Origin of the sequence: Altericroceibacterium xinjiangense (assembly GCF_003958635.1) — a bacterium.
GTDB lineage: Bacteria > Pseudomonadota > Alphaproteobacteria > Sphingomonadales > Sphingomonadaceae > Altericroceibacterium_A > Altericroceibacterium_A xinjiangense.
The window spans coordinates 40,272-66,350 of the sequence record NZ_RSEK01000004.1 but is presented as its reverse complement, the minus strand read 5'-3'; the positions used below and the strand labels follow the sequence as shown (position 1 = coordinate 66,350).

At 65.5% G+C, this 26,079-nt stretch carries 27 protein-coding genes and 1 tRNA gene; 19 read left to right on the top strand and 9 right to left on the bottom strand.

Features of this window, described 5'->3' with window-relative positions:
• Positions 1 to 13: 13 nt before the first annotated feature.
• On the top strand, positions 14 to 820 hold the full coding sequence (locus ELY13_RS05835) for a Rossmann-fold NAD(P)-binding domain-containing protein (RefSeq protein WP_126172955.1): 807 nt from the start codon (positions 14 to 16) through the stop codon (positions 818 to 820).
• Here ELY13_RS05835 and ELY13_RS05830 read toward each other — a convergent pair.
• Positions 754 to 1,665, bottom strand: a complete 912-nt coding sequence (locus tag ELY13_RS05830) for a DMT family transporter (RefSeq protein WP_241233564.1) — start codon at positions 1,663 to 1,665, stop codon at positions 754 to 756. The two genes, ELY13_RS05835 and ELY13_RS05830, sit on opposite strands and share 67 nt — an antisense overlap.
• 71 nt (positions 1,666 to 1,736) lie before the next feature.
• Positions 1,737 to 2,732, bottom strand: a complete 996-nt coding sequence (locus ELY13_RS05825; protein WP_126172953.1) for a threonine aldolase family protein — start codon at positions 2,730 to 2,732, stop codon at positions 1,737 to 1,739.
• A gap of 50 nt (positions 2,733 to 2,782) precedes the next feature.
• On the opposite strand from ELY13_RS05825, the gene ELY13_RS05820 reads away from it, so the two are divergent.
• Both ELY13_RS05820 and ELY13_RS05815 read left to right on the top strand, forming a co-directional pair.
• Positions 2,783 to 3,088, top strand: coding sequence for a GNAT family N-acetyltransferase (locus ELY13_RS05820; RefSeq protein WP_126172952.1), 306 nt, complete (start codon positions 2,783 to 2,785; stop codon positions 3,086 to 3,088).
• A gap of 192 nt (positions 3,089 to 3,280) precedes the next feature.
• A complete protein-coding gene (locus ELY13_RS05815; RefSeq protein WP_126172951.1) occupies positions 3,281 to 3,718 on the top strand; it encodes a PRC-barrel domain-containing protein in 438 nt (145 codons plus the stop codon).
• A 97-nt stretch (positions 3,719 to 3,815) separates the two neighbouring features.
• Here ELY13_RS05815 and ELY13_RS05810 read toward each other — a convergent pair.
• A tRNA-Thr gene (locus ELY13_RS05810) sits at positions 3,816 to 3,890 on the bottom strand.
• A gap of 92 nt (positions 3,891 to 3,982) precedes the next feature.
• Here ELY13_RS05810 and ELY13_RS14960 point away from each other — a divergent pair.
• The 9 genes from ELY13_RS14960 to ELY13_RS05770 are packed head-to-tail and all read left to right on the top strand — an operon-like array spanning position 3,983 to position 11,682.
• A complete protein-coding gene (locus ELY13_RS14960; protein WP_164549709.1) occupies positions 3,983 to 4,123 on the top strand; it encodes a hypothetical protein in 141 nt (46 codons plus the stop codon).
• Positions 4,124 to 4,163: 40 nt separating this feature from the next.
• Complete coding sequence (gene gpmA, locus ELY13_RS05805) at positions 4,164 to 4,859, top strand: 2,3-diphosphoglycerate-dependent phosphoglycerate mutase (protein ID WP_126172950.1); 696 nt, start codon at positions 4,164 to 4,166, stop codon at positions 4,857 to 4,859.
• Complete coding sequence (gene purE / locus ELY13_RS05800) at positions 4,852 to 5,331, top strand: 5-(carboxyamino)imidazole ribonucleotide mutase (protein WP_126172949.1); 480 nt, start codon at positions 4,852 to 4,854, stop codon at positions 5,329 to 5,331. Before gpmA ends, purE begins: the two co-directional genes overlap by 8 nt.
• A gap of 29 nt (positions 5,332 to 5,360) precedes the next feature.
• Positions 5,361 to 6,413 carry a 5-(carboxyamino)imidazole ribonucleotide synthase gene (locus ELY13_RS05795; protein WP_126173179.1) on the top strand — a complete coding sequence of 351 codons (1,053 nt, stop codon included), beginning with the start codon at positions 5,361 to 5,363 and terminating at the stop codon, positions 6,411 to 6,413.
• Entirely contained in the window at positions 6,410 to 6,907 is a 498-nt protein-coding gene (locus ELY13_RS05790) for a dihydrofolate reductase (protein ID WP_126172948.1), read from the top strand. Before ELY13_RS05795 ends, ELY13_RS05790 begins: the two co-directional genes overlap by 4 nt.
• The gene (locus tag ELY13_RS05785; protein ID WP_206435990.1) at positions 6,904 to 7,830 is read left to right on the top strand and encodes a bifunctional riboflavin kinase/FAD synthetase; all 927 of its coding nucleotides are present in this window, start codon (positions 6,904 to 6,906) and stop codon (positions 7,828 to 7,830) included. Before ELY13_RS05790 ends, ELY13_RS05785 begins: the two co-directional genes overlap by 4 nt.
• A 59-nt stretch (positions 7,831 to 7,889) precedes the next feature.
• A complete protein-coding gene (gene ileS / locus ELY13_RS05780) occupies positions 7,890 to 10,736 on the top strand; it encodes an isoleucine--tRNA ligase (RefSeq protein ID WP_126172947.1) in 2,847 nt (948 codons plus the stop codon).
• Complete coding sequence (gene lspA / locus ELY13_RS05775; protein ID WP_241233563.1) at positions 10,733 to 11,263, top strand: signal peptidase II; 531 nt, start codon at positions 10,733 to 10,735, stop codon at positions 11,261 to 11,263. The genes ileS and lspA overlap by 4 nt, the downstream gene beginning before the upstream one ends.
• Positions 11,263 to 11,682 (top strand): DUF3035 domain-containing protein, encoded by a 420-nt coding sequence (locus ELY13_RS05770; RefSeq protein ID WP_126172945.1) that lies wholly within the window; start codon positions 11,263 to 11,265, stop codon positions 11,680 to 11,682. The genes lspA and ELY13_RS05770 overlap by 1 nt, the downstream gene beginning before the upstream one ends.
• A gap of 31 nt (positions 11,683 to 11,713) precedes the next feature.
• On the opposite strand, the gene ELY13_RS05765 is transcribed toward ELY13_RS05770, so the two are convergent.
• Positions 11,714 to 13,039, bottom strand: a complete 1,326-nt coding sequence (locus tag ELY13_RS05765) for a hemolysin family protein (protein WP_126172944.1) — start codon at positions 13,037 to 13,039, stop codon at positions 11,714 to 11,716.
• A 135-nt stretch (positions 13,040 to 13,174) separates the two neighbouring features.
• Here ELY13_RS05765 and ELY13_RS05760 point away from each other — a divergent pair, with 135 nt between their 5' ends.
• A complete protein-coding gene (locus ELY13_RS05760) occupies positions 13,175 to 13,861 on the top strand; it encodes a YiaD family glycine zipper/OmpA-like lipoprotein (RefSeq protein WP_126172943.1) in 687 nt (228 codons plus the stop codon).
• Positions 13,862 to 13,929: 68 nt separating this feature from the next.
• Here the strand turns inward: ELY13_RS05760 and ELY13_RS05755 are convergent, their stop codons facing one another.
• Positions 13,930 to 14,718, bottom strand: a complete 789-nt coding sequence (locus ELY13_RS05755; RefSeq protein ID WP_126172942.1) for a 3'(2'),5'-bisphosphate nucleotidase CysQ — start codon at positions 14,716 to 14,718, stop codon at positions 13,930 to 13,932.
• A gap of 95 nt (positions 14,719 to 14,813) precedes the next feature.
• Between ELY13_RS05755 and sucC the strand changes: the two genes are divergently transcribed.
• From sucC to ELY13_RS05730, 6 genes are all read left to right on the top strand, one after another.
• Positions 14,814 to 16,013 (top strand): ADP-forming succinate--CoA ligase subunit beta, encoded by a 1,200-nt coding sequence (gene sucC / locus ELY13_RS05750; RefSeq protein ID WP_126172941.1) that lies wholly within the window; start codon positions 14,814 to 14,816, stop codon positions 16,011 to 16,013.
• Between the two features lie 123 nt (positions 16,014 to 16,136).
• The gene (locus tag ELY13_RS05745) at positions 16,137 to 16,886 is read left to right on the top strand and encodes an electron transfer flavoprotein subunit beta/FixA family protein (protein ID WP_126173177.1); all 750 of its coding nucleotides are present in this window, start codon (positions 16,137 to 16,139) and stop codon (positions 16,884 to 16,886) included.
• The gene (locus ELY13_RS05740; RefSeq protein WP_126172940.1) at positions 16,883 to 17,818 is read left to right on the top strand and encodes an electron transfer flavoprotein subunit alpha/FixB family protein; all 936 of its coding nucleotides are present in this window, start codon (positions 16,883 to 16,885) and stop codon (positions 17,816 to 17,818) included. Before ELY13_RS05745 ends, ELY13_RS05740 begins: the two co-directional genes overlap by 4 nt.
• A gap of 49 nt (positions 17,819 to 17,867) precedes the next feature.
• Positions 17,868 to 18,383 carry a hypothetical protein gene (locus ELY13_RS05735; RefSeq protein WP_126172939.1) on the top strand — a complete coding sequence of 172 codons (516 nt, stop codon included), beginning with the start codon at positions 17,868 to 17,870 and terminating at the stop codon, positions 18,381 to 18,383.
• 219 nt (positions 18,384 to 18,602) lie between these two features.
• Positions 18,603 to 18,731, top strand: a complete 129-nt coding sequence (locus ELY13_RS15550; RefSeq protein WP_277600636.1) for a hypothetical protein — start codon at positions 18,603 to 18,605, stop codon at positions 18,729 to 18,731.
• Positions 18,732 to 18,849: 118 nt separating this feature from the next.
• Positions 18,850 to 19,740, top strand: coding sequence for an energy transducer TonB (locus ELY13_RS05730; protein WP_164549708.1), 891 nt, complete (start codon positions 18,850 to 18,852; stop codon positions 19,738 to 19,740).
• 39 nt (positions 19,741 to 19,779) lie between these two features.
• On the opposite strand, the gene ELY13_RS05725 is transcribed toward ELY13_RS05730, so the two are convergent.
• From ELY13_RS05725 to ELY13_RS05710, 4 genes are all read right to left on the bottom strand, one after another.
• Positions 19,780 to 20,292, bottom strand: coding sequence for a GNAT family N-acetyltransferase (locus tag ELY13_RS05725; RefSeq protein WP_277600643.1), 513 nt, complete (start codon positions 20,290 to 20,292; stop codon positions 19,780 to 19,782).
• A gap of 11 nt (positions 20,293 to 20,303) precedes the next feature.
• On the bottom strand, positions 20,304 to 21,518 hold the full coding sequence (locus ELY13_RS05720; RefSeq protein ID WP_126173176.1) for a DUF445 domain-containing protein: 1,215 nt from the start codon (positions 21,516 to 21,518) through the stop codon (positions 20,304 to 20,306).
• Positions 21,519 to 21,603: 85 nt separating this feature from the next.
• The gene (locus tag ELY13_RS05715; RefSeq protein ID WP_126172936.1) at positions 21,604 to 24,774 is read right to left on the bottom strand and encodes an efflux RND transporter permease subunit; all 3,171 of its coding nucleotides are present in this window, start codon (positions 24,772 to 24,774) and stop codon (positions 21,604 to 21,606) included.
• A complete protein-coding gene (locus ELY13_RS05710) occupies positions 24,771 to 25,982 on the bottom strand; it encodes an efflux RND transporter periplasmic adaptor subunit (protein WP_126172935.1) in 1,212 nt (403 codons plus the stop codon). Before ELY13_RS05710 ends, ELY13_RS05715 begins: the two co-directional genes overlap by 4 nt.
• Between the last annotated feature and the right edge of the window lie 97 nt (positions 25,983 to 26,079).

The window sequence follows — 26,079 nt, the reverse complement described above, 5'->3', positions numbered from 1 at the left end:
CTAAAACGCTCGCATGGCGCATATGTTCATATTCGGCCTCGGCTATTCGGCAAAATGCATAAGGGATGCGCTGAACGCGCGAGGATGGAGCGTGTCGAGCACGGGGCGCGAAGGCGATCTGGCGTTCGATGACGACAACGGCGTGCGGGCCGCGCTCCGGTCCGCGACGCATGTGCTGTCGTCCGTTCCGCCCGCCGGGGGGATCGACCCGGTGCTTGACCGCTTCGGCGATGCGCTGGACCACCCATGGCTTGGCTATCTCTCCTCCACCGGCGTCTACGGTGATGCGGGCGGCGCATGGGTTGATGAAACCGCACCGGTCGGCAAAGGGCGCCGCACCGCCCGCGCACAATGCGATGCTGCCTGGCTCATGCGCGGGGCGCGGGTGTTCCGCCTGCCCGGAATCTACGGACCGGGCCGCAGTGCGCTGGACCGGGTGCGCGATGGCCGGGCGCACCGCATCGACCTGCCGGGGCAAGTGTTCAGCCGGGTTCACGTGGATGACATTGCCGCCGGTGTGATCGCGGGGCTGGACGGTCCCTCCGGGGCCTACAATCTGGCCGACGATTGCCCGACCAGCCAGAACGCCGTGACCGAGGAGGCCTGCCGCTTGCTAGGAGTGGCCCCGCCGCCTGTGCAGACGTTGGATGAAGCCGGCCTCTCCCCGCAGGCGCGGGCCTTCTATGCGGAGAACCGCCGGGTAGCGAACGGCAAGGCGAAGCGCGTGCTCGGGTGGCAGCCGCGCCATCCCGATTACCGCGCCGGGCTGCGTGCCGTCGCGGGATCCGAAACCGCCGCAGGGCTCGACACCGGCAACTGACGCGCGCGCAGCGCCACCACCATTCCCGCCATTGCCAACGCCCCGCCCGCGGCGGCCAGAACCGACCAGCGGTACCCCTCGAACATGGTCGAAAGCAGCATCGCCACGACCGGGACGACCACCCCGTTGTAGGCGGCGCGCCCGGCGCCCAGTTCGCGAATCAGCGCGAAATAGAGCGGGAAGGTGACGACCGACCCGATGATCGCAAGGTAGGCGATGCCGAGGAGATACGTGGACTCGAGCGGCAGCACCGGCGGTCCGGCGATAGTCCAGGCAATGGCGCAGTTGGCCAGCGACGCCCACAGCATCGCCCATGAGAGCAGCACCACTATCGGCGCCGTCCGGGCAACGGCGGATGCCTGCATCACGTTCGCGCTGGAAGCGGACAGAATGCCCAATCCCGTGAACAAAATCCCCAGCCCGACTTCGCGGCCCGCAGCCACCCCTACCGTCTGCGCTTCGTGCAGAAGCAGCAGTGCGATGCCGGCAAGCCCGATCGCGCTGCCCACCAGAAAGCGCCGCGTGATCGGCTGGCCCAGGAAAATCCGCGCGAACACTGCGTTCGGCACCACCAGCAGGCCGAACAGAACGGCGACGATGCCGGATGTCAGGTGCAGTTCCGCCCGGTACACGAAGTTGAAGTTGAGGCAGAACTGCGCCACGCCGATCGCCACCGCCAGCAGGTGGGCGCGCCCGCTCATCCGGAAGGAATGCCGCTGCACCAGCGCAAGCGCGAACATGCCCAGCGTCGCCAGCGCGAAACGCCACGTGACCGACCAGCTCGGCGGCGCGACGTCGAGCTGCCCCTTGATGACGAACCAGGTCGAACCCCAGATCAGCGCCACCAGCGCAAAAGGGATGACAATGCGCGGCCGCAGCAGCGCATGGGGCGGTTCGCTTGCAGAGTGGTGCGTGCTCACAGACCCGCGATCGCGCGGGCAAGTGCCCCGGCGTCCTCGGCCCGGGTGTTCCATGCAGTCACGAATCGCGCGGCGCCCGGCCCCCAGTCATAGAACCCGAAACCCTGTTCCCGCAGTCGCTCGCGTTCCTCGGGCGTGCAGGAAAGGAACACTTCGTTCGCCTCCACCGGATGGAGCAGGCGCCCAGCGGCCGATCCCGCCAGTTCGCCCGCCGCGGCATTGGCGGCGCGGGCGTTTTCCACCCACAGATCATTCTCCAGCATCGCAAGGAGTTGCGCGGCGAGGAAACGGCCCTTGGATTGCAAATGCCCCGCCCGCTTGCGGCGGTACCGCGCGACATCGGCCAGCGCAGAATCGAAGAACACGATCGCTTCCGCGCTCATCCCTCCATTCTTGACGCAGCCGAAGCTGAGCGCGTCAACCGGGCCAGCCGCTTCGGCGGGAGAGCAGCCGAGGAAGGCCACCGCGTTGGCGAATCGCGCTCCATCCATGTGCAGGCCCAGCTTTCGCTCCCGCGCCAGCGCGCCGATCGCGACGACCTCTTCTGGCCGATAGACGCAGCCATATTCGCTCGCCTGCGTGATCGAGATCGCCTGCGGCTGCACCTGGTGGACATCGTCGCGAATCGAATCGAGCACCGGCCGAATTGTCTCCGGCGTCAGCTTGGCGTGATCGCCATCGGCCAGGATCAGCTTGGCCCCGTGGAGGAAGAACCCGGGTGCCCCGCCCTCGTCCATCTCGATGTGCGCCTCGCGGTGGCAGACGACCGCGCCGTGCGGCGGGACCATAGTCGCCAGCGCAAGGCAATTGGCCGCCGTGCCGGTCGCGACCCACAACGCCGCGCACTCGCGGCCGAACAAGGCGGAGAACGCCTCGTCCAGCCGCTGGCTGAAGGCGTCGTTGTCGTAAGGCGAATCGGCGGCGTCGGCAGCGCGCATCGCCTCCCACACACGGGGATGAACGGCGGCGGAGTTGTCGGACAGGAATTGCATCGGAACGCCATGGCCAAGCCATCGGTTAGGCGCAAGAAGGAGCCTATCCGATGAACGACACGATCAGCATCGAGCGTACCGACGAAACGACCCACGGCCGCTACAGCGCGAAGATTGCCGGCCACGACGAGGAAGCCGTTCTCACCTGGCAGGCCCGCGGCAACACCCGGATCGTCGACCACACCTTTGTCCCGCCAGCCTTGCGCGGACAGAAGATCGCCGAACAACTGGTGGACGCTCTGATACGCGACGCGCGGGAGCACGGCTTCACCATTGAACCGCAGTGCTCCTATGTCGCGGCGCAATTCCGGCGCCATCCCGAATGGGGCGATTTGCGCGCGCCTCCTTCCCGCTAGAGCGAGAGCCTGCGCGGCAAGGGATTGATTCGGAACGATATCCTGCTTCACCCATTGATAGAGTGAACCCCGCCGATGAAGGCGCCCGCCTCCTGCTTTCGCAGTCGAGGCTTTCCCAAGAGGCAACCGCCGGACGCGCTCCTTCCATGGAGCAGCTGTTTTTCCGCATCGGCCAGCAGAAAAGGACCCTTTATGAACCAGACGATCCACAAGACCGACCGCGCAACCGCAATCCCCGCCGATCTCGAACAGCGCACGGCCTACAGCCGCAGCCGCCCGTTGAAGAGGGACGAGACAACCGACCTCATCGCTTCGGACAAGGTGAAGAACACTGACGTCTATTCGACCAACGGCGACAAGCTCGGTTATGTCGACCACATGATGATCGGCAAGCTGTCCGGCCGCGTTGAATACGCGGTGATGAACTTCGGCGGCTTCCTCGGCATCGGCGAGAAGCACCACCCGCTACCGTGGGACGTGCTCGACTACGACACCGCCAAGGAAGGCTATGTCGTGAACATCGACAAGGAACGCCTGAAGCAGGCGCCTTCGTTCCCGACGAACCAGCCGCCGGCGTTCGATCGCACCTATGGTGAAGAAGTCTATCGCTACTACGGCACGATCTACTGATCGATCACAGGGTAGCCCGGCACGAGAACCGGGCAGGACCAGGAATTGAGGAAGAAAGGGCTCCGGCTGATGCCGGGGCCTTTTTCGTGCCCGCGAATGGTGCTGCTGGCGAGGATTGAACTCGCGGCCTCTCCCTTACCAAGGGAGTGCTCTACCACTGAGCTACAGCAGCGTCTGCAGGGCAGGCGGGCGCTATTGTCGCGAAGGCAGCGAAAGTCAAGCCGAGCTTGAGCGCCGCGTTCCGATCGCGCAAGAGTACGGGGCATGAGCGAAGATCGGACGAGCCAGACCCGCGAAGAACGGCTGGCGGAAAAGCTGCGGGAGAATCTCCGCCGGCGCAAGGCGCAGTCCCGCGCGTTTCAGCGGGAGAGCGAACCCCTTTGCAAAAACGAATCGGATAGCTAACGAGTGGCGCTCCTAAAAATCGTCAGGAGCCGCAAGCAGCATGCCCAGCCTGATCCTTGTCCGCCACGGCCAGAGCCAGTGGAATCTTGAGAACCGTTTCACCGGCTGGTGGGATGTCGATCTCACCGAGAAAGGCGTGGCCGAAGCGACCGCAGCCGGCGAGTTGCTGGCCGCCAAGAACCTCCTGCCGACCTGCGCCTTCACCTCGCTCCAGATCCGGGCGATCAAGACGCTGCACCTGGCGCTGGAAGCGTGCGGCCGCCTGTGGATTCCCGAAACCAAGGACTGGCGCCTGAATGAACGGCACTATGGCGGTCTGACGGGACTCAACAAGGCGGAAACGGCGGAAAAGCATGGGGAGGAGCAAGTCCACACCTGGCGCCGCAGCTTCGACATTCCGCCTCCGGGCATGGAAGCGGGCGGGCCGTACGATCTTGCTGCCGATGCGCGCTATGCCGGAATCGCGATCCCCGACACCGAAAGCCTCAAGCTGACGATCGAGCGGGTGCTGCCTTACTGGGAAAGCGAGATCCTGCCGGTGCTCGCCAGCGGAGAAACGGTGATCATATCGGCCCACGGCAACAGCTTGCGCGCGCTGGTGAAGCACCTCTCCAATATTTCGGATGACGACATAACCGGGCTGGAAATCCCGACCGGGCAGCCGATCGTCTATGATTTCGATGCGAACATGCAGCCCGGGGAGCGGCACTACCTGAAAGATCGCGCCGATGGCTGATGTCGCAATCGTAATGGGCAGCCAGTCCGACTGGCCGACGATGAAATGCGCCGCCAGCGTGCTGGACGAGCTGCAGGTCGCCTGGGAAGCGCGGATCGTGTCGGCCCACCGCACGCCGGAACGGATGTTCGAATTCGGCCGGTCCGCGGCGGACGAAGGTTTCCGCGTGGTGATCGCCGGGGCCGGCGGCGCGGCGCACTTGCCGGGCATGCTGTCCGCCCTCACCCATTTGCCGGTGCTCGGCGTGCCGGTGCAGTCGAAAGCGCTGTCCGGTCTCGATAGCCTTCTGTCCATCGTCCAGATGCCCGCCGGGGTGCCGACCGGAACGCTGGCCATCGGGGAAGCCGGCGCGACCAACGCGGGCCTGTTCGCCGCCTCGATCCTCGCACTGAACGATCCCGAGCTATCCCGGCGCCTGCAAGCCTGGCGTCAGGCCCGCAGCGATGCCGTGGCTGAAACCCCGTCCGATTGATTTCCTGAACCCCAACCTTGAGCGAACCCATGATCCTTCCCGGCGCCACCATCGGTATACTTGGCGGGGGCCAGCTTGGCCGAATGCTGGCGACCGCCGCGGCCCAGCTCGGCTACAAGTGCCACGTCTTCGCTCCGGATACCGACAGCGTCGCCGCGAGCGTGAGCGACCGCTTTACCCGCGCGGAATGGGACAGCCCCGAACTGATCGAGTTCGCCCGTCAGTGCGATGTGGTGACTTACGAATTCGAGAACGTGCCCGTCGCCCCGCTGGAAAAGATCGCCGACAAGCTGGCTCCCGGCACTCGCGCCCTGGAAGTTGCGCAGGACCGGCTGGCGGAAAAGCGATTCGTGACCGATCTCGGCGGAAGGCCCGCCCCGTTCGCGCCGGTAAATTCCCGCGCCGATCTTGATGCCGCGATCGCCCGGATCGGCACTCCCGGCATCCTCAAGACCCGGCGCGAAGGCTATGACGGCAAGGGCCAGTGGCGCATCGGCTCCGCGGAAGAAGCGGCCGGGCTCGACTTGTCCGGCAATGACCTGATTTACGAAGGATTTGTCCGCTTCGAAGCGGAGTTCTCCGTGATTCTGGTGCGCGGGCGCGATGGTGAGGTGCGCTTCTGGGACAGTCCGCACAACGAACATGAAAGCGGCATTCTTGCCCGTTCCACCCTGCCTGCCCACCCCAGCATCGGCCCGCACGTCGAACCGGCTCGCCAGCTTGCGCGCAAGGTAGCGGACGCGCTTGGCTATGTGGGCGTGCTGACGCTTGAATTCTTCGCTTGCGCCGACGGCCCGGTGTTCAACGAAATGGCCCCCCGGGTTCACAATTCCGGGCACTGGACCATCGAGGGGGCGATCACCAGCCAGTTCGAAAACCACGTCCGCGCCATCCTCGGCCTTCCGCTTGGGGACACGGGCCTGACCGCGCCGCGTGTGGAGATGCGCAACCTGATCGGCCGGGACATTGAGCGCGCGGCCGAAATCCTCGCCAAGGGCGATACCCACCTGCACCATTACGGCAAGGGGAGCGTGCGCGAAGGACGCAAAATGGGCCACGTCACCCGGTTGGTCCGGGCATGAGCGGACGGGACATTTTCTTCGTCGTCGCGCGGGCTGAAGACGGCACGATCGCCAAGGAAGGCCAGGTGCCGTGGCAGATCTCGCACGATCTCCGGCGCTTCAAGCGGCTGACAATGGGCACGCCGATGATCATGGGCCGCAAGACCTTCGACAGCCTGCCCGGCCTGCTTCCCGGCCGCCGCCATATCGTCCTCACCCGCGACCCGGACTGGTCCGCTCCGGGCGCGGAAGTTGCGCATACGGTGGAAGACGCGCTCACGCTCGCGGGCGAAGGCGACATTTCGGTGATCGGCGGCGGGGAAATCTTTGCGCTGTTCCTGCCTGTCGCCACCCGGATCGAGCTGACCGAAGTGCATGAGCGGACCGGCGGCGACGTGCTGATGCCCTACCCCGGTCCGGAATGGCGGGAAACGGCGCAGGAAACCTATCCGGCCAAGGACGATTGGCCCGCATACACTTTCGTCACGCTGGAACGCGGCGGCGGACACGCATGATCCGCCTCGATCACCGCGATCCGGTGCCGGAAGGCTTGCGCGGCGCGGTGCTTGCGCTCGGCAACTTCGACGGGTTCCACCTCGGCCATCAGAAAGTCGTCGCTGAAGCGGTGACCTGGGCGCAGTCCGAAGGCCGCCCGGCGATCGTCGCCACGTTCGATCCGCACCCGGTGCGCCATTTTGCGCCCCATATTCCGCCGTTCCGGCTGACCACCCTCGACCAGCGGCAGGAATTGTTCGCGGCTGCCGGGGCCGACGCAATGCTGGTGTTCCACTTCGACGGCGAACTTGCTGGCACGGAAGCCGAAGATTTCGTGGGCAAGCTCCTGGGCAGCCACATTGGCGCGCGCGGGGTCGTGACCGGGGAAGACTTTACCTTCGGCAAGAGCCGGGGCGGCACCACGCAAGTGCTCGCCGAATGCGGCAAAGCCCACGGGATCGAGGCGCGCACTGTGGGCCCGGTGACGGAAAGCGGGATGGTGGTCTCCTCCAGCCGCGTTCGCGATGCGCTGAAAGCCGGGGAGTGCGCAGTGGCGGCCCGGCTGATGACGCGCCCGTTCGCCGTTCGCGGCGCCGTCCAGCACGGCGACAAGCGGGGGCGGACCATCGGCTATCCCACCGCCAATATGGAATTCGGCCACTACTTGCGCCCGCGCTTCGGGATCTACGCGGTGACGGCGCGCATCCTCGATTCCGGTCAGGATCTGAAAGGCGCAGCCAACATCGGCATCCGCCCCACGTTCGACCCGCCGCGTGAGTGGATCGAGCCGTACTTCTTCGATTTTTCCGGCAATCTTTACGGGCGGGAAATCGAGGTCGCCCTGCACCATTTCCTGCGCCCGGAAGAAAAGTTCGATTCGCTCGACGCGCTGACTACGCAGATGGCGAAGGATTGCGCGCGCGCGAAAGAACTGCTCGCGTGATCGGCCTCGTGCGCGGGCATGTTGCCGCGCTGGCCGAATCCGCCTAAGCGCGGCGCCAAATGTCCGAGAAACCCGATTACCGCGCGACGGTCTTCCTGCCGAAGACCGATTTCCCGATGAAAGCCGGCCTTCCGCAGAAGGAACCGGCCATCCTGGCACGCTGGCAGGAAACGGGGCTTTACGAACAGATTCGCGAAAGCCGCAAGGGCCGCGAAACCTTCATCCTCCACGATGGCCCGCCCTATGCGAACGGCGACATGCACATCGGCCATGCGCTGAACCATATCCTGAAGGACATGGTCGTGCGCACCCAGACCCTGCTGGGCAAGGACGCGCCCTATGTGCCCGGCTGGGACTGCCACGGTCTGCCGATCGAATGGAAGGTGGAGGAACAGTACCGCAAGAAGAAGCTGGACAAGGACCAGGTCCCGCTGACCGAATTCCGCGCCGAATGCCGCGCCTATGCCGCGCAGTGGGTGGACGTGCAGCGCGACCAGCTGAAGCGGCTCGGCACGCTGGCGGACTGGGACAATCCCTACCTGACGATGGACTTCGCCGCCGAAGCGACCATCGTGTCCGAACTGCTCAAGTTCGCGACTTCCGGCCAGCTTTACCGCGGCGCCAAGCCGGTGATGTGGTCCCCGGTGGAAAAAACCGCGCTGGCCGAAGCCGAAGTCGAGTACGAGGACATCACCTCGACCCAGATCGACGTCGCGTTCGAGATTACGGAAAGCCCGATCCCCGAACTGGTCGGCGCCCACGCAGTAATCTGGACGACCACGCCGTGGACGATCCCGGTGAACCAAGCTTTGGCTTACGGGCCGGAGATCAGCTACTTCGCGGTGCGAGGGCATCCCTCAGGTAAAGTACTCCTGATCGCACAGGCGGGTGAATTGCCGGACCAAGTCTTTATGCGACTGGTTGGTGACCATCTCTTGGCAGGCATGTCCGTTGTTTGGGCAGGCAAAGGCTCCGACCTCGCCGGCACCGTGGCTCGCCACCCGATGCACCACCTTGGCGGGTTCTACGCCAAGCCGCGCCCGATGCTGCCCGGCGATTTCGTCACAACCGACAGCGGCACCGGCCTCGTCCACATGTCGCCTGACCATGGCGAGGACGACTTCCTGCTGTGCAAGGCTCACGGGATCGATCCCGTGTTCGCCGTCCAGCCCGATGGCCGCTACCGCGACGACTGGGCCTGGCTTGGCGGGCAAGGCAGCGTCATCAATCCGAAGTTCAATGCGCCCGACGGACCAATCTGCTCGGCCTTGGCGGAAACCGGCGCGCTGCTCGCTCATGGAGATTATCCACACAGTTATCCACATAGCTGGCGGTCCAAGGCCAAGGTGATCTTCCGCGCCACCGCGCAGTGGTTCGTGCCGATGGACAAGCCGCTGGACGGACAAGTCCCGCTCTGCGCGACTGAGGCCGATATCCGCGCCGATCTGGGCGAAGGCGCAACCCTGCGCCAGACCGCCTTGCGTGCGCTGTCCGATACCCGCTTCATCCCGGAAAAAGGCCGCAACCGCATCGGCTCGATGGTCGAAGGGCGGCCCGACTGGGTGCTGTCCCGCCAGCGCGCCTGGGGCGTGCCGATTACCCTGTTCGTCCACCGCAAGACCGGGGAATACCTGGTCGATCCGGACGTGAACGAACGGATCGTCGCCGCCATCCGCGAAGACGGCGTGGACGCGTGGTCGGACGAGAACGCGCAAGCCCTGCTGGGCGATGCCTACGACGCCGCCGAGTATGAGCGGGTGAGCGACATTCTGGACGTGTGGTTCGATTCGGGCTCGACCCACGCCTTCGTGCTCGACAGCGGGCGCTGGCCGGACCTTTCGTGGCCGGCGGACCTCTACCTCGAAGGATCGGACCAGCACCGCGGCTGGTTCCAGTCCTCCCTGCTGGAAAGCTGCGGCACCCGCGGCCGCGCGCCGTACAACGCCGTTCTCACCCATGGCTTTACGATGGACGCCAAGGGGGAGAAGATGTCCAAGTCCAAGGGCAACACCGTCAGCCCGCTGGACGTGATGCGTGATTACGGCGCGGACATTATCCGGCTGTGGGCCTTGAGCGTCGACTACACCGAGGATCACCGGATTGGTCCGGAAATCCTCAAGGGCGTCGCCGACCAGTACCGCAAGCTGCGCAACACCTTCCGCTACCTGCTCGGCGCGCTCGACGGGTTCGAGGAAGCCGAGCGAGTCGAAGCGTCCGAAATGCCGGAGCTGGAACGCTACGTCCTTGCGCTGCTCGGCCAGCTCGACGCCACGCTGCGCCGCGCCATCGCGGACTACGATTTCAACACCTACGTCCGGGCGCTGACCGAGTTCTGTAACGAGGACTTGTCCGCGTTCTACTTCGATATCCGCAAGGACAGCCTCTACTGCGATCCGGCGGACAGCCTGCGCCGCCGGTCCTGCCGCACGGTGTTCGATATCCTGTTCCACGCGCTGGTGCGCTACGCCGCGCCGGTCTTGGTATTCACCGCCGAGGAAGTCTGGGGCACGCGCTATCCCGATGGGACGAGCGTCCACTTGCTCGAATGGCCGGACCTGCCTGCCGCCGATGCCGATGACGCCCGCTGGGGTGATCTGCGCACCCTTCGCGAACGGGTGATGGAAGCGATCGAGCCACTGCGGCGGGAAAAGATCGTCCGCTCCGGCCTCGAAGCCGAAGTGGCCGTGCCCGGATCGAGCGTGCCGCAAGGCTTCTCCGACGATCAGCTGGCCGAATTGTTCATCACCGGCACGGTTACGCGGACCGCCGAAGAAGCGGTCGCGGTCGAAAAGACCGATGATCCGAAATGCGGCCGCTGCTGGCGCCACTTGCCCGGCGTGCCCGAAGACGGCGCCTTGTGCGGCCGCTGCGCCGAAGCCGTTGCCGCACCGGAGCCCGCCGCGTGAGCCCCGTCACGCGCAACCGCGTCGCCGGGCTGGTGCTCGCGGCTGTGATTGCCATCATCGACCAGGTGGTGAAGTATATCGTCGTCGGGCCGCTGCGGCTGCGTGAGGTCGGGCACATCGACTTGCTGCCGTTCTTCGATTTCACCTTCACCCCCAACTACGGCATATCGCTGGGCCTGTTCACCGCCACCTCCATGGAAATGCGCTGGATTCTGGTTGTGGTGACCGGGCTTATAGCAGCGGCGGTGATGGTCTGGATGCTTCGGGAACGCCGGTTCGGCGATATCGCCCCGCTGGCGCTGATCCTCGGCGGGGCGCTCGGCAACATCCGGGACCGCTTCGTGCTTGGCTATGTGATCGATTATGCCGACCTGCACATCGGCAGCTTTCGCCCGTTCCTGATTTTCAACATCGCCGACGCCGCAATCACGATCGGCGTGGTCCTTCTTCTTTTACGCTCGCTGTTCATCCGGGACAAACCCGAGGATGCTACCAGCAAGCCGGAAAACGCTGCGGAGATACCCTGATGCGCAAAGCTCCCCTTGCCCTTGTTCTTGCCGCCTCCTCGGCGTTGCTCGCTTCCTGCGGCGCCTCGGGCGCAGGCGGGTTGCTCAGTCGGGACCGGCCGGATGAGTTCGCGGTCCAGCGGCAGGCTCCGCTGATCGTACCGCCGGATTTCGAGCTGGTTCCGCCCGCCCCCGGCGCGCCGCGCCCGTCCGACAACAGCGCCAGCCAGCAAGCGCTGGAAGCTCTGTTCGGCGGCCCCGCCCCCCGCAGCGCCGTGGAAACCAGCGCGCTCGGCCAAGCCGGGGAAGCAGTGCCCGGCATTCGCTCCAGTGTCGGGGATCCGGACACCCACACGGTCGACAAGGGCCAGACAACCCAGGCGATCCTTGCCGCCCCCGAAGGCGATGGCGCTGCCGCCCGGGCCGTGATCCCGGGCTGATCCGCCGCCGCCGTGCCGTCGCACGCGGGCTTCAGTCGCCCGCGGCGTCGTCCTCGACCGGAACGGCGATCCGCCCCACCAGCAGCTTGTCAATCCGGCGTCCGTCAAGGTCGACTACCTCGAATCGCCAGCCTTGCTCCTCGAAGCTTTCGCCCACCACCGGCAGGTGCTTCAGCTGATAGAGCACGAATCCGGCCGTGGTCGCGAATTCGCGCGGCTCTGGCAGGGTCATGCCCAGCCGCTCAGCCAGCCCGTCCGCGCTCATCGCGCCTGAGATGAGCAGGGACCCGTCCTCGCGCTCAACCAGTTCAGGCTCATCGCCTTCGTCCTTGTGGCTGGCAAAGTGGCCGGCCATCGCCATCAGCAAGTCGGCCGGGGTCACGATGCCGTCCAGATGGCCGTATTCGTCGTGCACCATCGCCATCCCAACGCCTGACTGCTGCAGCACCCGCAGCGCATCGATCGCATCGAGCTGGTCGGGGACGACGGGTGTCTTGTGGATCAGCTGGCCAAGCTGGACGGGATTTCCGGCCAGCAGACTGGCCAGGATTTCCCGCACCTTGACCACGCCCAGGATTCGGTCCGGCGAACCATCGGCCACCGGCAGCAGGGAATGCGGCGATCGGGCAATGGTGGCGCTGATTTCATCCGGTCCGGCCTTGCGGTCGATCCAGTCGATCTCGGTACGCGGGGTCATGACTTCGCGGACCGGGCGGGCAGTCAGCCGCATCACGCCCGACAGGATCGCCCGCTCCTCTTCCTCGATCACGCCGCTGCGGGTCGCTTCGGCAAGGATCAGCTGAAGCTCCTCGCTCGTCAGCGCCGCTTCCCCGGGATTGCGCACGCCCATCAGCCGCAGCAGCGCGCTGCCCGAACTGTCGAGCAGCCAGACCACCGGTGCCGCGATGCGGGCCAGCCACGCCATCGGCAGGGCCATGGTCAACGCAATCGGAACCGCGGCGCGCAGCGCAACCTGCTTGGGAACAAGTTCCCCCACCACGAGGCTGAGATACGTGGTCAGGACGATGACCAGGATGAAGCCGGCTTGGTCCGCCGCGTCGGCGGGAACGCCGATCAACGCCAGCCGCTCCCCTACCGGGCCGCCCAGGGTGGCACCGGAATAGGCGCCCGACACGATCCCGATCAGGGTAATGCCGATCTGCACGGTGGAAAGGAACTTGCCGGGATCCGACGCCAGCGACAGCGCCGTCTGCGCCGCCTTGCTGCCGCCTTCCGCCGCGATGCGCAGCTTGGACGTGCGGGCCGACACGATGGCGAGCTCCGACATGGAGAAGACCCCGTTGAGCAGAATAAGCCCAAGCAGGATGGCAAGATCAAACCACGGAAAAGGTGTCACGGCCCGCTTCGATTAGCAGATTTCCCCCGCAAGTCGAATCCCGGTTGGAACAGCCGGCTACGGCGGGCGTTTTGGCGAAGGACCGGCTGTCGGGGCATGTCGGCCCCTGTTTTATTCACTATCGAGGACCATAATATGAAGAAGTCCCGCCTTTTCGTTTCCAGCATGGCCGCCGTATCGCTCATGGGCGTGTCGGCTTGCGTGACCGATCCGAACACCGGTGAGCAGAAGATTTCCCGCACCGCCATCGGCGGTCTCGGCGGCGCCGGGCTCGGCTACCTGCTGGGCGGCGTGGTCGGCGGCAAGACCGCCCGTGTCATCGGCGCCGGCGTCGGCGGCGTGGCGGGGGCCGCAGTCGGCCGCCAGATGGACCAGCAGATCAAGGAACTGCGGGAAACCACCGCCGGATCGGGCATCGACGTGACTCAGACGCCAGGCGGCGACGCGATCCTGGTCAACCTGCCGGACGTCACTTTCGCGACGAACAGCACGAACATCAGCCCGTCGTTCCAGGCCTCGCTCGACCAGGTAGCGCAAAGCCTGCAGCAGTATCCCAACAGCCTGATCGACGTCATGGGCCACACGGACACGACCGGGTCCGACGCCTATAACCTCGATCTTTCCCGCCGCCGCGCGGAAGCGGTCGCGAACTATCTCAGCATGCGCGGCGTGTCGCGCGCGCGGATGCAGACGATCGGCTACGGAGAGCAGTACCCGATCGCGGATAACAGCACCGAGGCAGGTCGCGCCGCCAACCGCCGGGTGGAACTGAAGATCACCCCGATCACGCAGGAAGACGTCCAGGCCGCACAGCGCCAGTAAGGGACTTCCCCACGACAAAGGGGCCGGCTTTCGGGCCGGCCCCTTTTTTTGTGCCCGAGTTGCCGCGTTCAGCGCGGCCGCGCGACGTGGTCCGCAGCGCGCGGGCCGAGCCTGCGGACGGCCGCTTCGTGGATCCCGGGGGCGCTCACCAGCAAGCCGAACGCCTGCGGATCGCGCTTGTTGAACATGAGCGGTTCCCCGAAGGCGTCGCTGACCCCGGCGCCCGCTTCCTGCGCGATCAGCGCGGCGGCGGCCACGTCCCATTCTGATCCCCAGCGCACGGTCGCCACCAGGTCCGCCTCCCCCGACGCGACCATCGCCAAGCGCAAGGCTATCGAATTCGGCTTGTAGACCGTAACTAGATCGCCGTCTTCCTTCGGCAGGACATCGACCGGAACGCGCGCGCCGGACAGCGCGCTGCGGGTGCTGGCGCAAAGCCGCTCCCCATTGCGCCAGGCGCCTTCGCCCCGCGCCGCGCTCCAGGTTTCTTCCCGGGCCGGGGCGACGAGGATGCCGATCAGCGGCTCCCCGTTTCCGACAAGCGCCACCGAAACCGCCCAGCCGCTCCGCCCGCCGAGAAAATCGCGCGTGCCGTCGATCGGATCGACCACCCAGATCAGCTCCCGCTCCAGCCGGGCGGGATCGTCGGCGGTTTCCTCCGACAGCCATCCGGCCGACGGCAGCAGCAGCCCGAGCTCGCTTTTGAGGAACTGGTCCACCTCAAGATCGGCGGCGCAGACCGGGCTGTTGCTCGCTTTCGTCCAGCTGACCACCTCGTGCCCGGCGCCGGGCCACTGGCGCATGGCGATTTCCCCGGCCTCGGCGCAGATACTCTCAAGGCGTGTGCGATCGATCATGGAAACGAGGTGAGCCCGGCGGCAAGAGTTTGCAACCCTGTGCGCGCTATGCTTAGGCGCTGCTATCGCCACTCTTGCTACAGATAGGCAGATTCATGAATATTCACGAATACCAGGCCAAGGAACTGCTCACCCGCTTCGGCATCGGAATTCCGGCCGGCTATCCCGCTCTCACCGTTGAGGAAGCCGTCGAGGCGGCGAAGAAGCTGCCCGGGCCGCTTTACGTCGTGAAGGCGCAGATCCACGCCGGCGGACGCGGCAAGGGCAAGTTCCAGGAGCTGGGGCCGGATGCCAAGGGCGGCGTGCGGCTGGCCGACAGCATCGAAGCGGTGGAAAGCCACTCGCGCGAGATGCTCGGCAACACGCTGGTCACGATCCAGACCGGCGACGCGGGCAAGCAGGTCAACCGCCTCTACATCACCGACGGCGTCGACATCGAAAAGGAATACTACCTTTCGATGCTGGTCGATCGGAAGACCGGCCGCATCGCGATGGTCGTGTCCACCGAAGGCGGCATGGACATTGAGGAAGTCGCCCACTCCACGCCCGAAAAGATCACCACGATCGCGATCGACCCGGCCGAAGGCTTCCAGCCGCACCACGGCCGCGCGGTGGCCTTCGCGCTGAAGCTGACCGGCGATCTCAACAAGCAGGCTCAGAAGCTGGCCAAGCAGCTGTACGAAGCCTTCAGCGCACTCGACTGCGCCATGATCGAGATCAACCCGCTGGTGGAAACCAAGGACGGCAATCTCCTCGTGCTCGACACCAAGATGAGCTTCGATTCCAACGCGCTCTACCGTCACAAGGACGTGGAAGCGATGCGGGACGAAACCGAGGAAGACCCGATGGAGGTCGAAGCCAGCAAGCACGACCTCGCCTACATCAAGCTGGACGGCAACATCGGCTGCATGGTCAACGGCGCGGGCCTTGCCATGGCGACGATGGACATCATCAAGCTCAACGGTGCCTTCCCGGCCAACTTCCTCGACGTCGGCGGCGGCGCGAACAAGGAAAAGGTCACCGCGGCGTTCAAGATCATCCTTTCCGATCCGGCGGTGAAGGGCATCCTGGTCAACATCTTCGGCGGGATCATGAAGTGCGACATCATTGCCGAAGGCATCGTCGCCGCGGCGAAGGAAGTGAACCTCTCCGTGCCGCTGGTCGTCCGATTGGAAGGCACCAACGTCCAGAAGGGCAAGGACATCCTGGCCAATTCCGGCCTGCCGATCGTCCCGGCCGAAGATCTGGGCGACGCCGCGAAGAAGATCGTGGCCGAAGTCAAGCAGGCCGCCTGACGGGAAAACAGGGCCGATTTGCCTTCCCGGCGGATCGGCCCCCCCTTGACCCCGGAGCCGGAAACCGGAACACCGCGGAAGGATTGTTACGCCTGTAACCGAATGGCAGGAGAGGCCATGCCCATGAAGATCCTCGTCCCCGTGAAGCGGGTGCTCGACTACAACGTCCGTCCGCGGGTCAAGCCGGATGGGTCCGGGGTCGATCTGGCCAACGTCAAGATGAGCATGAACCCGTTTGACGAAATCGCGGTCGAGGAAGCGATTCGCCTGAAGGAAAAGGGCGTCGCCGACGAGATCGTGGCGGTGTCCATCGGCCCGGCAAAAGCGCAGGAGACGCTGCGCACTGCTCTCGCCATGGGCGCGGACCGCGCGATCCTGGTCGAAATAGATCAGGATGTGGAACCGCTCGGCGTCGCCAAGATCCTCAAGGCCATCGCGGATGAGGAACAGCCCGCGCTGATCGTGATGGGCAAGCAGGCGATCGACGATGATGCCAACCAGACCGGGCAAATGCTCGCTGCGTTGCTCGACCGGCCGCAAGGCACCTTCGCCAGCGCCGTCACCGTCGAAGACGATCAGGTCAGCGTGACGCGCGAAGTCGACGGCGGGCTGGAAACCGTCCGGTTGTCCCTGCCGGCGATCGTCACCACCGACTTACGCCTGAATGAGCCGCGCTATGCATCGCTGCCCAACATCATGAAGGCGAAGAAGAAGCCGCTCGAGACGAAGAGCCCGGCCGATTACGCGGTCGACGTCGTTCCCCGGCTGAAGACGCTGAGCGTGACCGAGCCTCCGGTTCGCCAGGCGGGCGTGAAAGTCGGCTCTGTCGATGAGCTGGTGGCGAAGCTCAAGGATCTGGGAGTGACCGCATGAACACGCTGATCCTGATCGAACACGAAGACGGCACGGTAAAGGACGCGAGCCTGGCCACCGTCACCGCCGCAGCGAAGCTCGGCAGCGTGCACGCGCTGGTTGCGGGCGAAGGCGAAGCAGCGCGCACAGCGGCCGAGGCCGCGGCGAAGATCGAAGGCGTGCAAAAAGTCCTGCTCGCCTCGGACGCGGCTTATGGGCAGAATCTGGCGGAGAATCTTGCCGCCCTGATCGTGCCGCTGATGGACGGCTATGAGGCGCTGCTGTGCGCTGCCACGTCCACCGGCAAGAACATCGCCCCGCGCGTCGCCGCGAAGCTCGACGTGATGCAGGTGTCCGATATCCTCTCGGTCGAAGGCGAGCGCACCTTCACTCGCCCGATCTATGCCGGGAACGCCATCGCGACGGTCGAAAGCTCGGATGCGAAGCTGGTCATCACCGTGCGCGGAACCGCGTTCGCCAAGGCCTCACGCGAAGGCGGATCGGCCCCGGTTGAGGAAATCTCCGGCCCCGGTGACCAGGGCGTTTCGCAGTTCGTATCCCTCGAAGGCTCGAAGAGCGAGCGGCCCGAACTGACCAGCGCGCGTATCGTCGTCTCCGGTGGACGAGCGCTGAAGGATGCCGAGACATTCCAGCAGCTTATCACGCCGCTCGCCGACAAGCTCGGCGCGGCGATCGGCGCCAGCCGGGCCGCGGTGGACGCAGGCTACATCCCCAACGATTTCCAGGTAGGCCAGACGGGCAAGATCGTTGCGCCGGAAGTCTACCTCGCCATCGGCATCTCCGGCGCGATCCAGCACCTTGCGGGGATGAAGGATTCCAAGACGATCATTGCGATCAACAAGGATCCCGACGCCCCGATCTTCCAGGTGGCCGACATCGGCCTTGTTGGCGACTTGTTCCAGATCGTGCCGGAACTGACTGAGAAGCTCTAGCTTCCCGGGCGCCGCGCCGGGCTCCATCTTTTTCGCAAAGGGGACAGGCATGGCCGGATGGGCGTTGTGGAAGTTGGCTGGCCGGGGATCTGCGCTCTGCGCGGCACTTGCAGGCTTGGGCGAGCAGGCTGCGGCAAGGGAGACGGTCGTCGAACCGGCATCCAAATGGGTGCTCAACTACGCGCCGGAACGATGCAGCCTGATCCGGATCTTCGGGATCGAGGACGAAACGCTGCGTTTCGAACTCGAATCCTTCGGCGGACGACGGTTCTACCGTGCCTTGCTGGCAGGAAGGCCGGTTCCGCGGACCTCCGATCCCGCGGGTGCAATCAAGCTCAGGCTCCAGGAACCTAACTTCCGCCGGACCGACGCGTTGCACGGCAGCGCCAACGACATCCCCGCCGTGTCGTTCCTCATCGAGTTTGCACCGCCCGATGAAACGGGAGAGGAACGGCGCGCAAGACAGCCCCTGCCGCCTACGAGGCCGGGGTCGATCGCCTCGACGTCCAGTTCCACAGTCGCGAGATTACGCTTCACCTCGGCAGCATGGCCATGCCCTTGCTAGCGATGCGCGACTGCGTCGATAACCTCTACGAGCAATGGGGGCTCGACCCGGAGCAGCAAAAACGCTTGCGCGGGAGCCGTTCCCAAAGCGCTCCGCCGTGCGCCGGCTGAAGGCGCGTTACCCCATGGGAAAGCTCAACAGCGGGTCAGCGCTTTTGTCCCGGTCCGCATCCGGGTTAGCGCCGGAGAGCCGAGCGACTGCACGATCCAGCACGGCAGCGTGAATGAGGATTTCCGCAAGGCGGTGTGCACCAGCCTTTCCGGCGCATTCGAACCTGCACTGGACCGCGACGGAACTCCAGTAGCCAGCATGTATCACACCTCGATCATCTATCTCATCGGACCCTGATCGCAGGCAGGCAAATGCTCCGACACTCAGCGCCGAACCAATAACTCTGCATCGGCACAAACCGGCTTGATTTCCAAAGTCCATGCAGCATCATGGGTCTTCAGGGGAGGCGAGGGGCATGAAGAGACTGACGTTGTTGCTGGCGGCCTGCGCCGCGCTGTTTTCCACGATGGCGGTTGGGAAAGAACGACGGGTCTATGCGCCCGCATCGCCCTGGAACATGGAGTACGCGGACAATTCCTGTCGCCTGATCCGCAACTTCAGCGATGGCCGGAATTCGATCACGGCCGCATTCGAACGAGCCTCCCCCGGACCTCACATGACACTCGGCTTGGCCGGAAGCGCGCTCGATGTCTGGAAGAGCGCCGCCAACGCCTCGTTCTTCTTTGGCCCCGGAGGCAAAAAGCGGGAAAGCGGCTTCTACAAGATGGAACTGGCCGATGGCCGCACGTCGTGGTTGCTTTCCGAGGCATCGCTGCTCTCTCACGAAGAAGTTACTGCGATCAACAGCAGCCCGAGCGATATGCCGCTTCCGGCGCCCTTTGCTCGCGTCCGGGAAGCGGAAATCGATGCCGGCAAGGCAGTCTCCTCCGTCGTCATCACCGAAGGTTTCAAGCAGGAGATCGAACTGCAACTTGGCTCGATGGCGGACCCGGTCGGGGCAATGGAAGCTTGCGTCGCCGATCTGGTCCGCAGTTGGGGCCTCGATCCCCAGCGCCTCGAAACGCTGTCATGCGCTCCGCAACTGCTGAATGCACCGGAAGTGGGCAACACCGCCCGCTATCCACGGGAAATGCTGCGTCAGAGTCTCGGCGGGCTCGTCGAGGTCCGGCTGATCGTCGATGAACTGGGTCGGGCCGACACGTGCCACATCAACGTCGCCGAGCCCGGTCCGTTCGAAGAGGCTGCCTGCAAGGCTCTGATGTCCGTCGCCCGCTTCAACCCTGCGCTCGATGCGGAGGGCAAGCCGACACGCTCCTACTGGACCCAACGAATCGTGTTCCGGTAACAGGTACAAGCGGGGGCAACGCTCCCGCAAGCCGGCGGATCAGACGATCGTCCGCTCAAACAGCAGCACCGCGTCGCCATCCGGCAGCGTAGCGGACCGCAGGGAACGGAAGCCCAGCTTGTCTGCCATTCGGATCGACGGCTTGTTGCCTTCGGAAATCATGCAGACGATCCTGCGCTTACCGTGCGAGGCCGAGAACCAGCGGAGGACTTCGCGCATGGCTTCTTCGGCAAGACCCTGCCCGACCCAGTCATGATGGAGAATCCACCCGGCCTCGGCCTGATCGTCGAAGTCTTCGCCCAGTCCGCGCCAGCTGTGGAACACGCCGATGCTGCCGATCACGGTGTCCGAGCCGCGCGGGCGGACCACGAAACTTCCATAGCCATAAAGCAGCCAGCTGCCCGCATTGCGGCACAAGCGGCCGAACTGGTCCGCGGGGGTGCTCTGAGGCCCGAGATAGCGCCGGGTCCGATCATCGGCCGTCACCGCGATCAGGGCTGCCATGTCGGCGCCCTCAGGCACCCGCAGCTCAAGCCGTTCAGTGGAAAGCACCGGCCGCTGGATCACAGCAGCTGCCCTACAGCGTGGATGGTCAGCCCGACCAGCCCGCCCACAAGGGTTCCGTTGACCCGGATGAATTGCAGGTCGCGCCCGACGGCGCCTTCGATCCGGTCGCTGATCGTGCGCCCGTCCCACCGGCGAACCGTTTCCGACACCAGCTGGACGATCTGGCCCCCATAGCGGCTCGTCACCCCCACCGCGGTGCGGCGGGCGAAGCGGTTCACCTGCCGCTGGAGGCGGGGATCGCGGTGCAGGGCGCTGCCCAGTTCCGCCAGTGCCGAGGCCAGCCAGCCGCCGCCTTCCATCTGCGGGTTGCGAGCCATGTCAATCATCCGCTGGCGCATCCGCTCCCACACGCCCATCCACCATTGGCCCAGCGCGGGGTTGGCCAGCAGCTCCCGCTTGGTTTCCTCTACCCGGGCACGCATGACCGGATCGTGCTCCAGGTCGTGCGCGAGGTTCTCCAGCCCTTCCTGCACCTTCCTGCGCAGCGGGTGATCGGGATCCACCAGCACTTCGGCCAGGAGCTTGTAAATCCCGTCCAGCACCGAAGACGCCAGGCGATCGTCCAGACCGGCCCAGCGCACCAGCGCGTTAGACCGCTGGCTGACCATTGCGCGGACCATTTCCTCGTTGTCTTCCAGCGTCAGCCCGGCCCAGCGGATCAGCCCTTCGATCAGGGGCAGGTGCCGCTTGTCGGCAATCGCGGCGGACAAGGCCCGGCCCAGCAGGGGCGACACTTCCAGCTTCTCGATCTGCGCCCCCAGCCCGGCCCGCACCTGACCGCCAAGGCGTTCGGGATCGAGCGATTCGAGAATTTCGGCCAGCAGTTCCCCCGCGCCTTCCCGCACGCGGGACTGCAAGCCGGAACCGGAGCCGGTGCCGGACAGGAAATCCCCGGCCGCTCGCGCCACGTTCATCGCCCGCATCCGCCGGGCGACGACAGCAGGAGTCAGGAAGTTGGCTTGCAGGAACGCGGCCATCGTGTCGGCTATGCGGTTCTTGTTTTCCGGGATGATCGCGGTGTGGGGGATCGGCAGTCCCAGCGGCCGGCGGAACAGTGCGGTAACGGCAAACCAGTCAGCCAGCCCGCCGACCATTGCCGCCTCGGCAAAGGCGAGCACGTACCCCCAGGCGGGATGCACCTCGACATATCGATGGGCGATCAGGAACAGCGCGGCCATCGCCAGCAGCAGCAATCCCGCGACGATCCGCATGGTCCGCGCACGATCGGCACCAGGCTGCGCCGCGCGGGCCATGATCGGGCCGATACGCCCCGGATCGGTCACGCCCGCACTCCGTTCATTCGGCCGGAACGGCCTCGCCCTCTCCGGGCCCCTTCCCCGGTGTGTCGTCACCGGGGCGATACGTCAGGAATGTGTGCCGCAGCCACGGCCCAAGCCGTTTTTCCAGCCCATCGGCCAGGCTGAAGCCCGCCGGCACGATCACCAGCGTCAGCAGCGTGGAGAGCAGCAGGCCGCCGATCACCACCGTGCCCATTGGGGCCCGCCATGCCGCGTCCCCGGAAAGCGACAGGGCGGTAGGCACCATGCCTGCGGTCATCGCCACGGTCGTCATCACGATCGGCTGAGCGCGCTTGTGCCCGGCATCGAGGATCGCCTCCTTCTTGGGCACGCCCCGCTCCATTTCCTCCAGCGCGAAGTCGATCAGAAGGATCGAGTTCTTTGCGACGATGCCCAGCAGCATCAGCAAGCCGATATAGACCGAAATCGACAGCGGCTGGCCCAGGATCCACAGCGCGATCAAGCCGCCAAGCGGGGCCAGCAACAGCGACGTCATGTTCACCAGCGGGGAGACGAAGCGCTTGTACAGCAGGATCAGCACCGCAAACACCATCAGAACGCCGCTGATCACGGCAGTGATGAAGTTCTGGATCAGCTCGGCCTGCCACTTCTCGTCCCCCACAGGGCGGTTCGAGACGCCGGCGGGCAGGTCCTGCATGATCGGCAGATTGTTGATCGCCTCCATGACCGGACCCTTCACTTCCCCAAGGCCAAGATCGGCTCCTACGAAGATGCGCCGCGACTGGTTGAATCGCTGGATCTGCGTCGGCCCTGCCCCGAAGCGAATTTCGGCAACGCGCTTCAGCGGCACCGAGCCTCCGGCGCTGGTGGGAACGGGCAGGTTCTCGATTGTGGTGATGTCCTGCCGTGCGTCCTTGGAGAACACCACCCGGATCGGCACCTGCCGGTCACTCAGAGAGAACTTCGCCGCATTCTGATCGATCTCGCCCATCGTGGCGATGCGGATCGCCTGACTCAGCGACGTGGTCGTGACGCCCAGCTGGGCGGCCAGATCCAGACGGGGAATGATTACCAGTTCCGGGCGCTGCAAGTCGGCTTCGATCCGCGGCGCGACCGCGCCCGGGACAGACTGCATCTGATCGGCAAGGACCCGCGCCGTCTGCTCCAGAAGTTCGGGGTCGGAGCCGGTCAGCATCACCGAAATATCGCGCCCGGTCCCACCACCGCCCGATTGGGAAGCGAAGCTGACCCGCGCGTCCGGCACCGTCTGCAACTCCGGCGCCAGCCGCCGCTCGAATTCGTAGCTCGGCACATCGCGATCATCGTTGAGAACCACGAACAGGCGCGCGGATCCTTCGTTGATCCGCTCCAGAATGCGATCGACTTCGGGCTGGGCGGCCACGATCCGGGTGACCTGGTCGGCAACCGCTTCTGTCTGTTCGATCGTGGTGCCGGGCGCCATTTCGATGTTGACGCGGCTCGTGTCCTCGTCGGTAGTCGGCTGGAACTGCTGCGGCAGGGACATCAGCAGGACGACGGTAAGGCCAAGGGCGGCCAGCCCTGCACCGAACATCCACAAGCGGTGATCGCGCAGCCAGCTGCGGTACCGGCCGCGCCCACCGCGCGCCTCGCGGAAGCGGCTGGCCTTGGTGTCGTTGAGCGTCCAGGCCAGGACCTTCATGTACGTGTCCATTAGCCATCCGCCGCCGTGCTCCGCGTGGCCCTTGGCCTTCAGGAAGTAAGCGGCGAACATCGGCGTAAGCAGCCGGGCGACCGCGAGGCTCATCAGCACGGCGGCGACCACGGTCAGCCCGAAATTCTTGAAGAACTGTCCGGAAATGCCCGGCATCAGGCCGACGGGCAGGAACACCGCGACGATCGAGAACGTGGTCGCGACCACCGCAAGGCCGATCTCGTCCGCCGCGTCGATCGATGCCTGGTAGGCGCTTTTGCCCATGCGCATGTGGCGCACGATGTTCTCGATCTCCACGATCGCATCGTCGACCAGCACGCCTGCAACCAGGCTGAGCGCGAGCAGTGACAATTCGTTCAGGGTGAAGCCGAGCAAGTCCATGAACCAGAAGGTCGGGATCGCCGACAGCGGGATGGCCAGCGCCGCAATCACCGTCGCGCGCCAGTCGCGCAGGAACAGGAACACCACGACAATGGCAAGGACCGCACCTTCCACCATCGCTTCCATGGAGCTGGCGAACTGCTCCTTGGTATAATCGACGCTGGTGTAGAGCTGGGTGAAGTGGACGCCCGGATTGTCCGCCTCGATCGCGCGGAGCTCCTCGATCGCTGCGTCATAGACGGTGACGTCCGAAGCACCCTTGGCACGCTCGATCCCGAAGGTGACGACTTGCCGGTCGTCCAGCTTGGCAATGGAAGTCTGCTCGGAATAGCTGTCGGAGACGGTGGCGATCTGGTCCAGCCGGATGGTCCGGCCATTGCCAAGGCTGATCCGGGTATTGGCCAGTTCAAGCGCGGTATCGGCGTTGCCGAGCACGCGGACGGACTGGCGCGACCCGGCGATTTCCGCCGCACCGCCCGCCGCGTCTGTGTTCACCTGACGCAAGGCAGCGTTCACGGTGCTGGCGGTGACACCGAGCGATTCCATCCGCGCGGGATCGATCACCACCCGGATTTCCCGGTCGACGCCGCCGGCGCGGCTTACGGCGGCCATTCCCTCGATCGAAAGCAGGCGGCGCGCGATCGTGTCGTCGATGAACCAGCTGAGCTGCTCCATCGTCATGTCGTCGGCGCTGACCGCGAAATAGCCGATCGGGCCGTTGCCGCCGACATCGATCTTGGTCACCTGCGGCTCGAGAATGCCGTCCGGCAAATCCCCGCGAACCTGGTCGACGGCGTTCTTTACTTCGTTCACCGCAACGTTCGGATCGACCCCGATGGTGAACTGAACGGAGGTGGTGCTGCTGCCCTCGCGCGCGGTGGACTGAATCTCGTCCACTCCGTTCACCGAACGGACTGCCGCCTCGATCTTCTGGGTGATCTGCGTCTCGATTTCGGACGGAGCAGCCCCCGGTTGGCTGACGGTGACGGTGACGGCCGGAAAGTCGATGTCCGGGCTGTTGTTGACGTCCATGCGCAGGAACGAGACGATCCCGGCCAGCGTGAGGCCCAGGAACAGGACGATCGGGACAACCGGGTTGCGGATCGACCATGCAGAGATGTTGTTGATGTTCATGCGCCGGGACCGGCTTGCCCATCTGCGCTTACCCGCGCCGTTCGCACCGTGTCCCCGGGATTGAGGAACCCGCCGGCGCGCAGGATCACAAGCTCACGGCCAGTCAGGCCCGAAGCGATCGCAATACCCTGGTCGGTCACCAGTCCGGTCGTGACCGGACGGCGCACTACCTTGTTGTTGGCATCGACGATGTAGACATAGCTGCCCTGCTCATCGGACAGGATCGCGCTTTCCGGGAGGCGCGGCGCGACGATTGCACCCCGCCCGATCTCCGCGCTGGCAAAGCCGCCCGGCCGCAGTTCAGGCTCATACCCCAGCGCGATGCGCGCCGTGCCCTGGCGGTTCTGCGGATCGATGACCGGGGAGATCTGCCAGACTTGCCCGGCAAAGCTTTCGCCTGCGCCGACCGGCGTGACGGTGGCCGGAGCCCCGACCGAGATCGCGGCAAGGTCGTCCTCGCTCAGCGCGGCCAGCAGCTCCATTTGTCCGCCCCTGGCGATGGTGAACAGCGCTTCGGATCCGGCGCCGACCACTTGGCCAGGCTCGACGTTGCGCTGCAGCAGCAAGCCCGCTGCCGGCGCGACGATGCTCAGCCGTTCATTGCGGGCCAGAAGTTCCCGGTACTGCGCCCGGGCCACCGCCACTCGCGCGACGGCGGCATCGCGGGTTGCGGTCAGCCGATCGACGTCCGCCCGGCTGATGAAGCCCCGGTCGACCAGCTGCAGCGCCCGGTCGAGATTGGCCTGGGCAAGATCGGCGTCGGCTTGCGCCACATCGACCTGCGCGGCGGCGCTGGCCGCCTGCTGGGCTTGTACCGACTGGTCGATCACCGCCAGGACTTGCCCGGCGCGGACCCATTGGCCCGCCTCGACGGGGACGGAGACAATCCGTCCGCCTTCGCCAACAACGCCGACCGGCATTTCCCGCCGTGCGGCAATCGTCCCGGTGGCGTTGATCGTGCCCTGGACGGTGGTGTTGCCCGGCGCAACGACGCTGACGGTCGGCACCTGGGCATCGGCAGGGGCGAACGCGGCTTCCTCGCCGCCGCGCGTCAGCAGCCAGACCGCGACGAGCAGCAAAACGATCCCGATCGCCACGGTGATCAGGATCGTGCGCTTGCGGCTTTGGCGGTCGTCAGCCTCCGCCTGCATCAGCGGATCAGCCTCGGCCGTCCGGCCGCCCGGCCCCACGCTTGTTTCGTAGTTCATGCGCGCTTCAGCCCCGTCGCCTCGCTCGAGGCAAGGTCTCTACCACATATTCGCGCCGCTGCCCATGGCGGCACTCGCGGGCGGGAATTAGACGCGT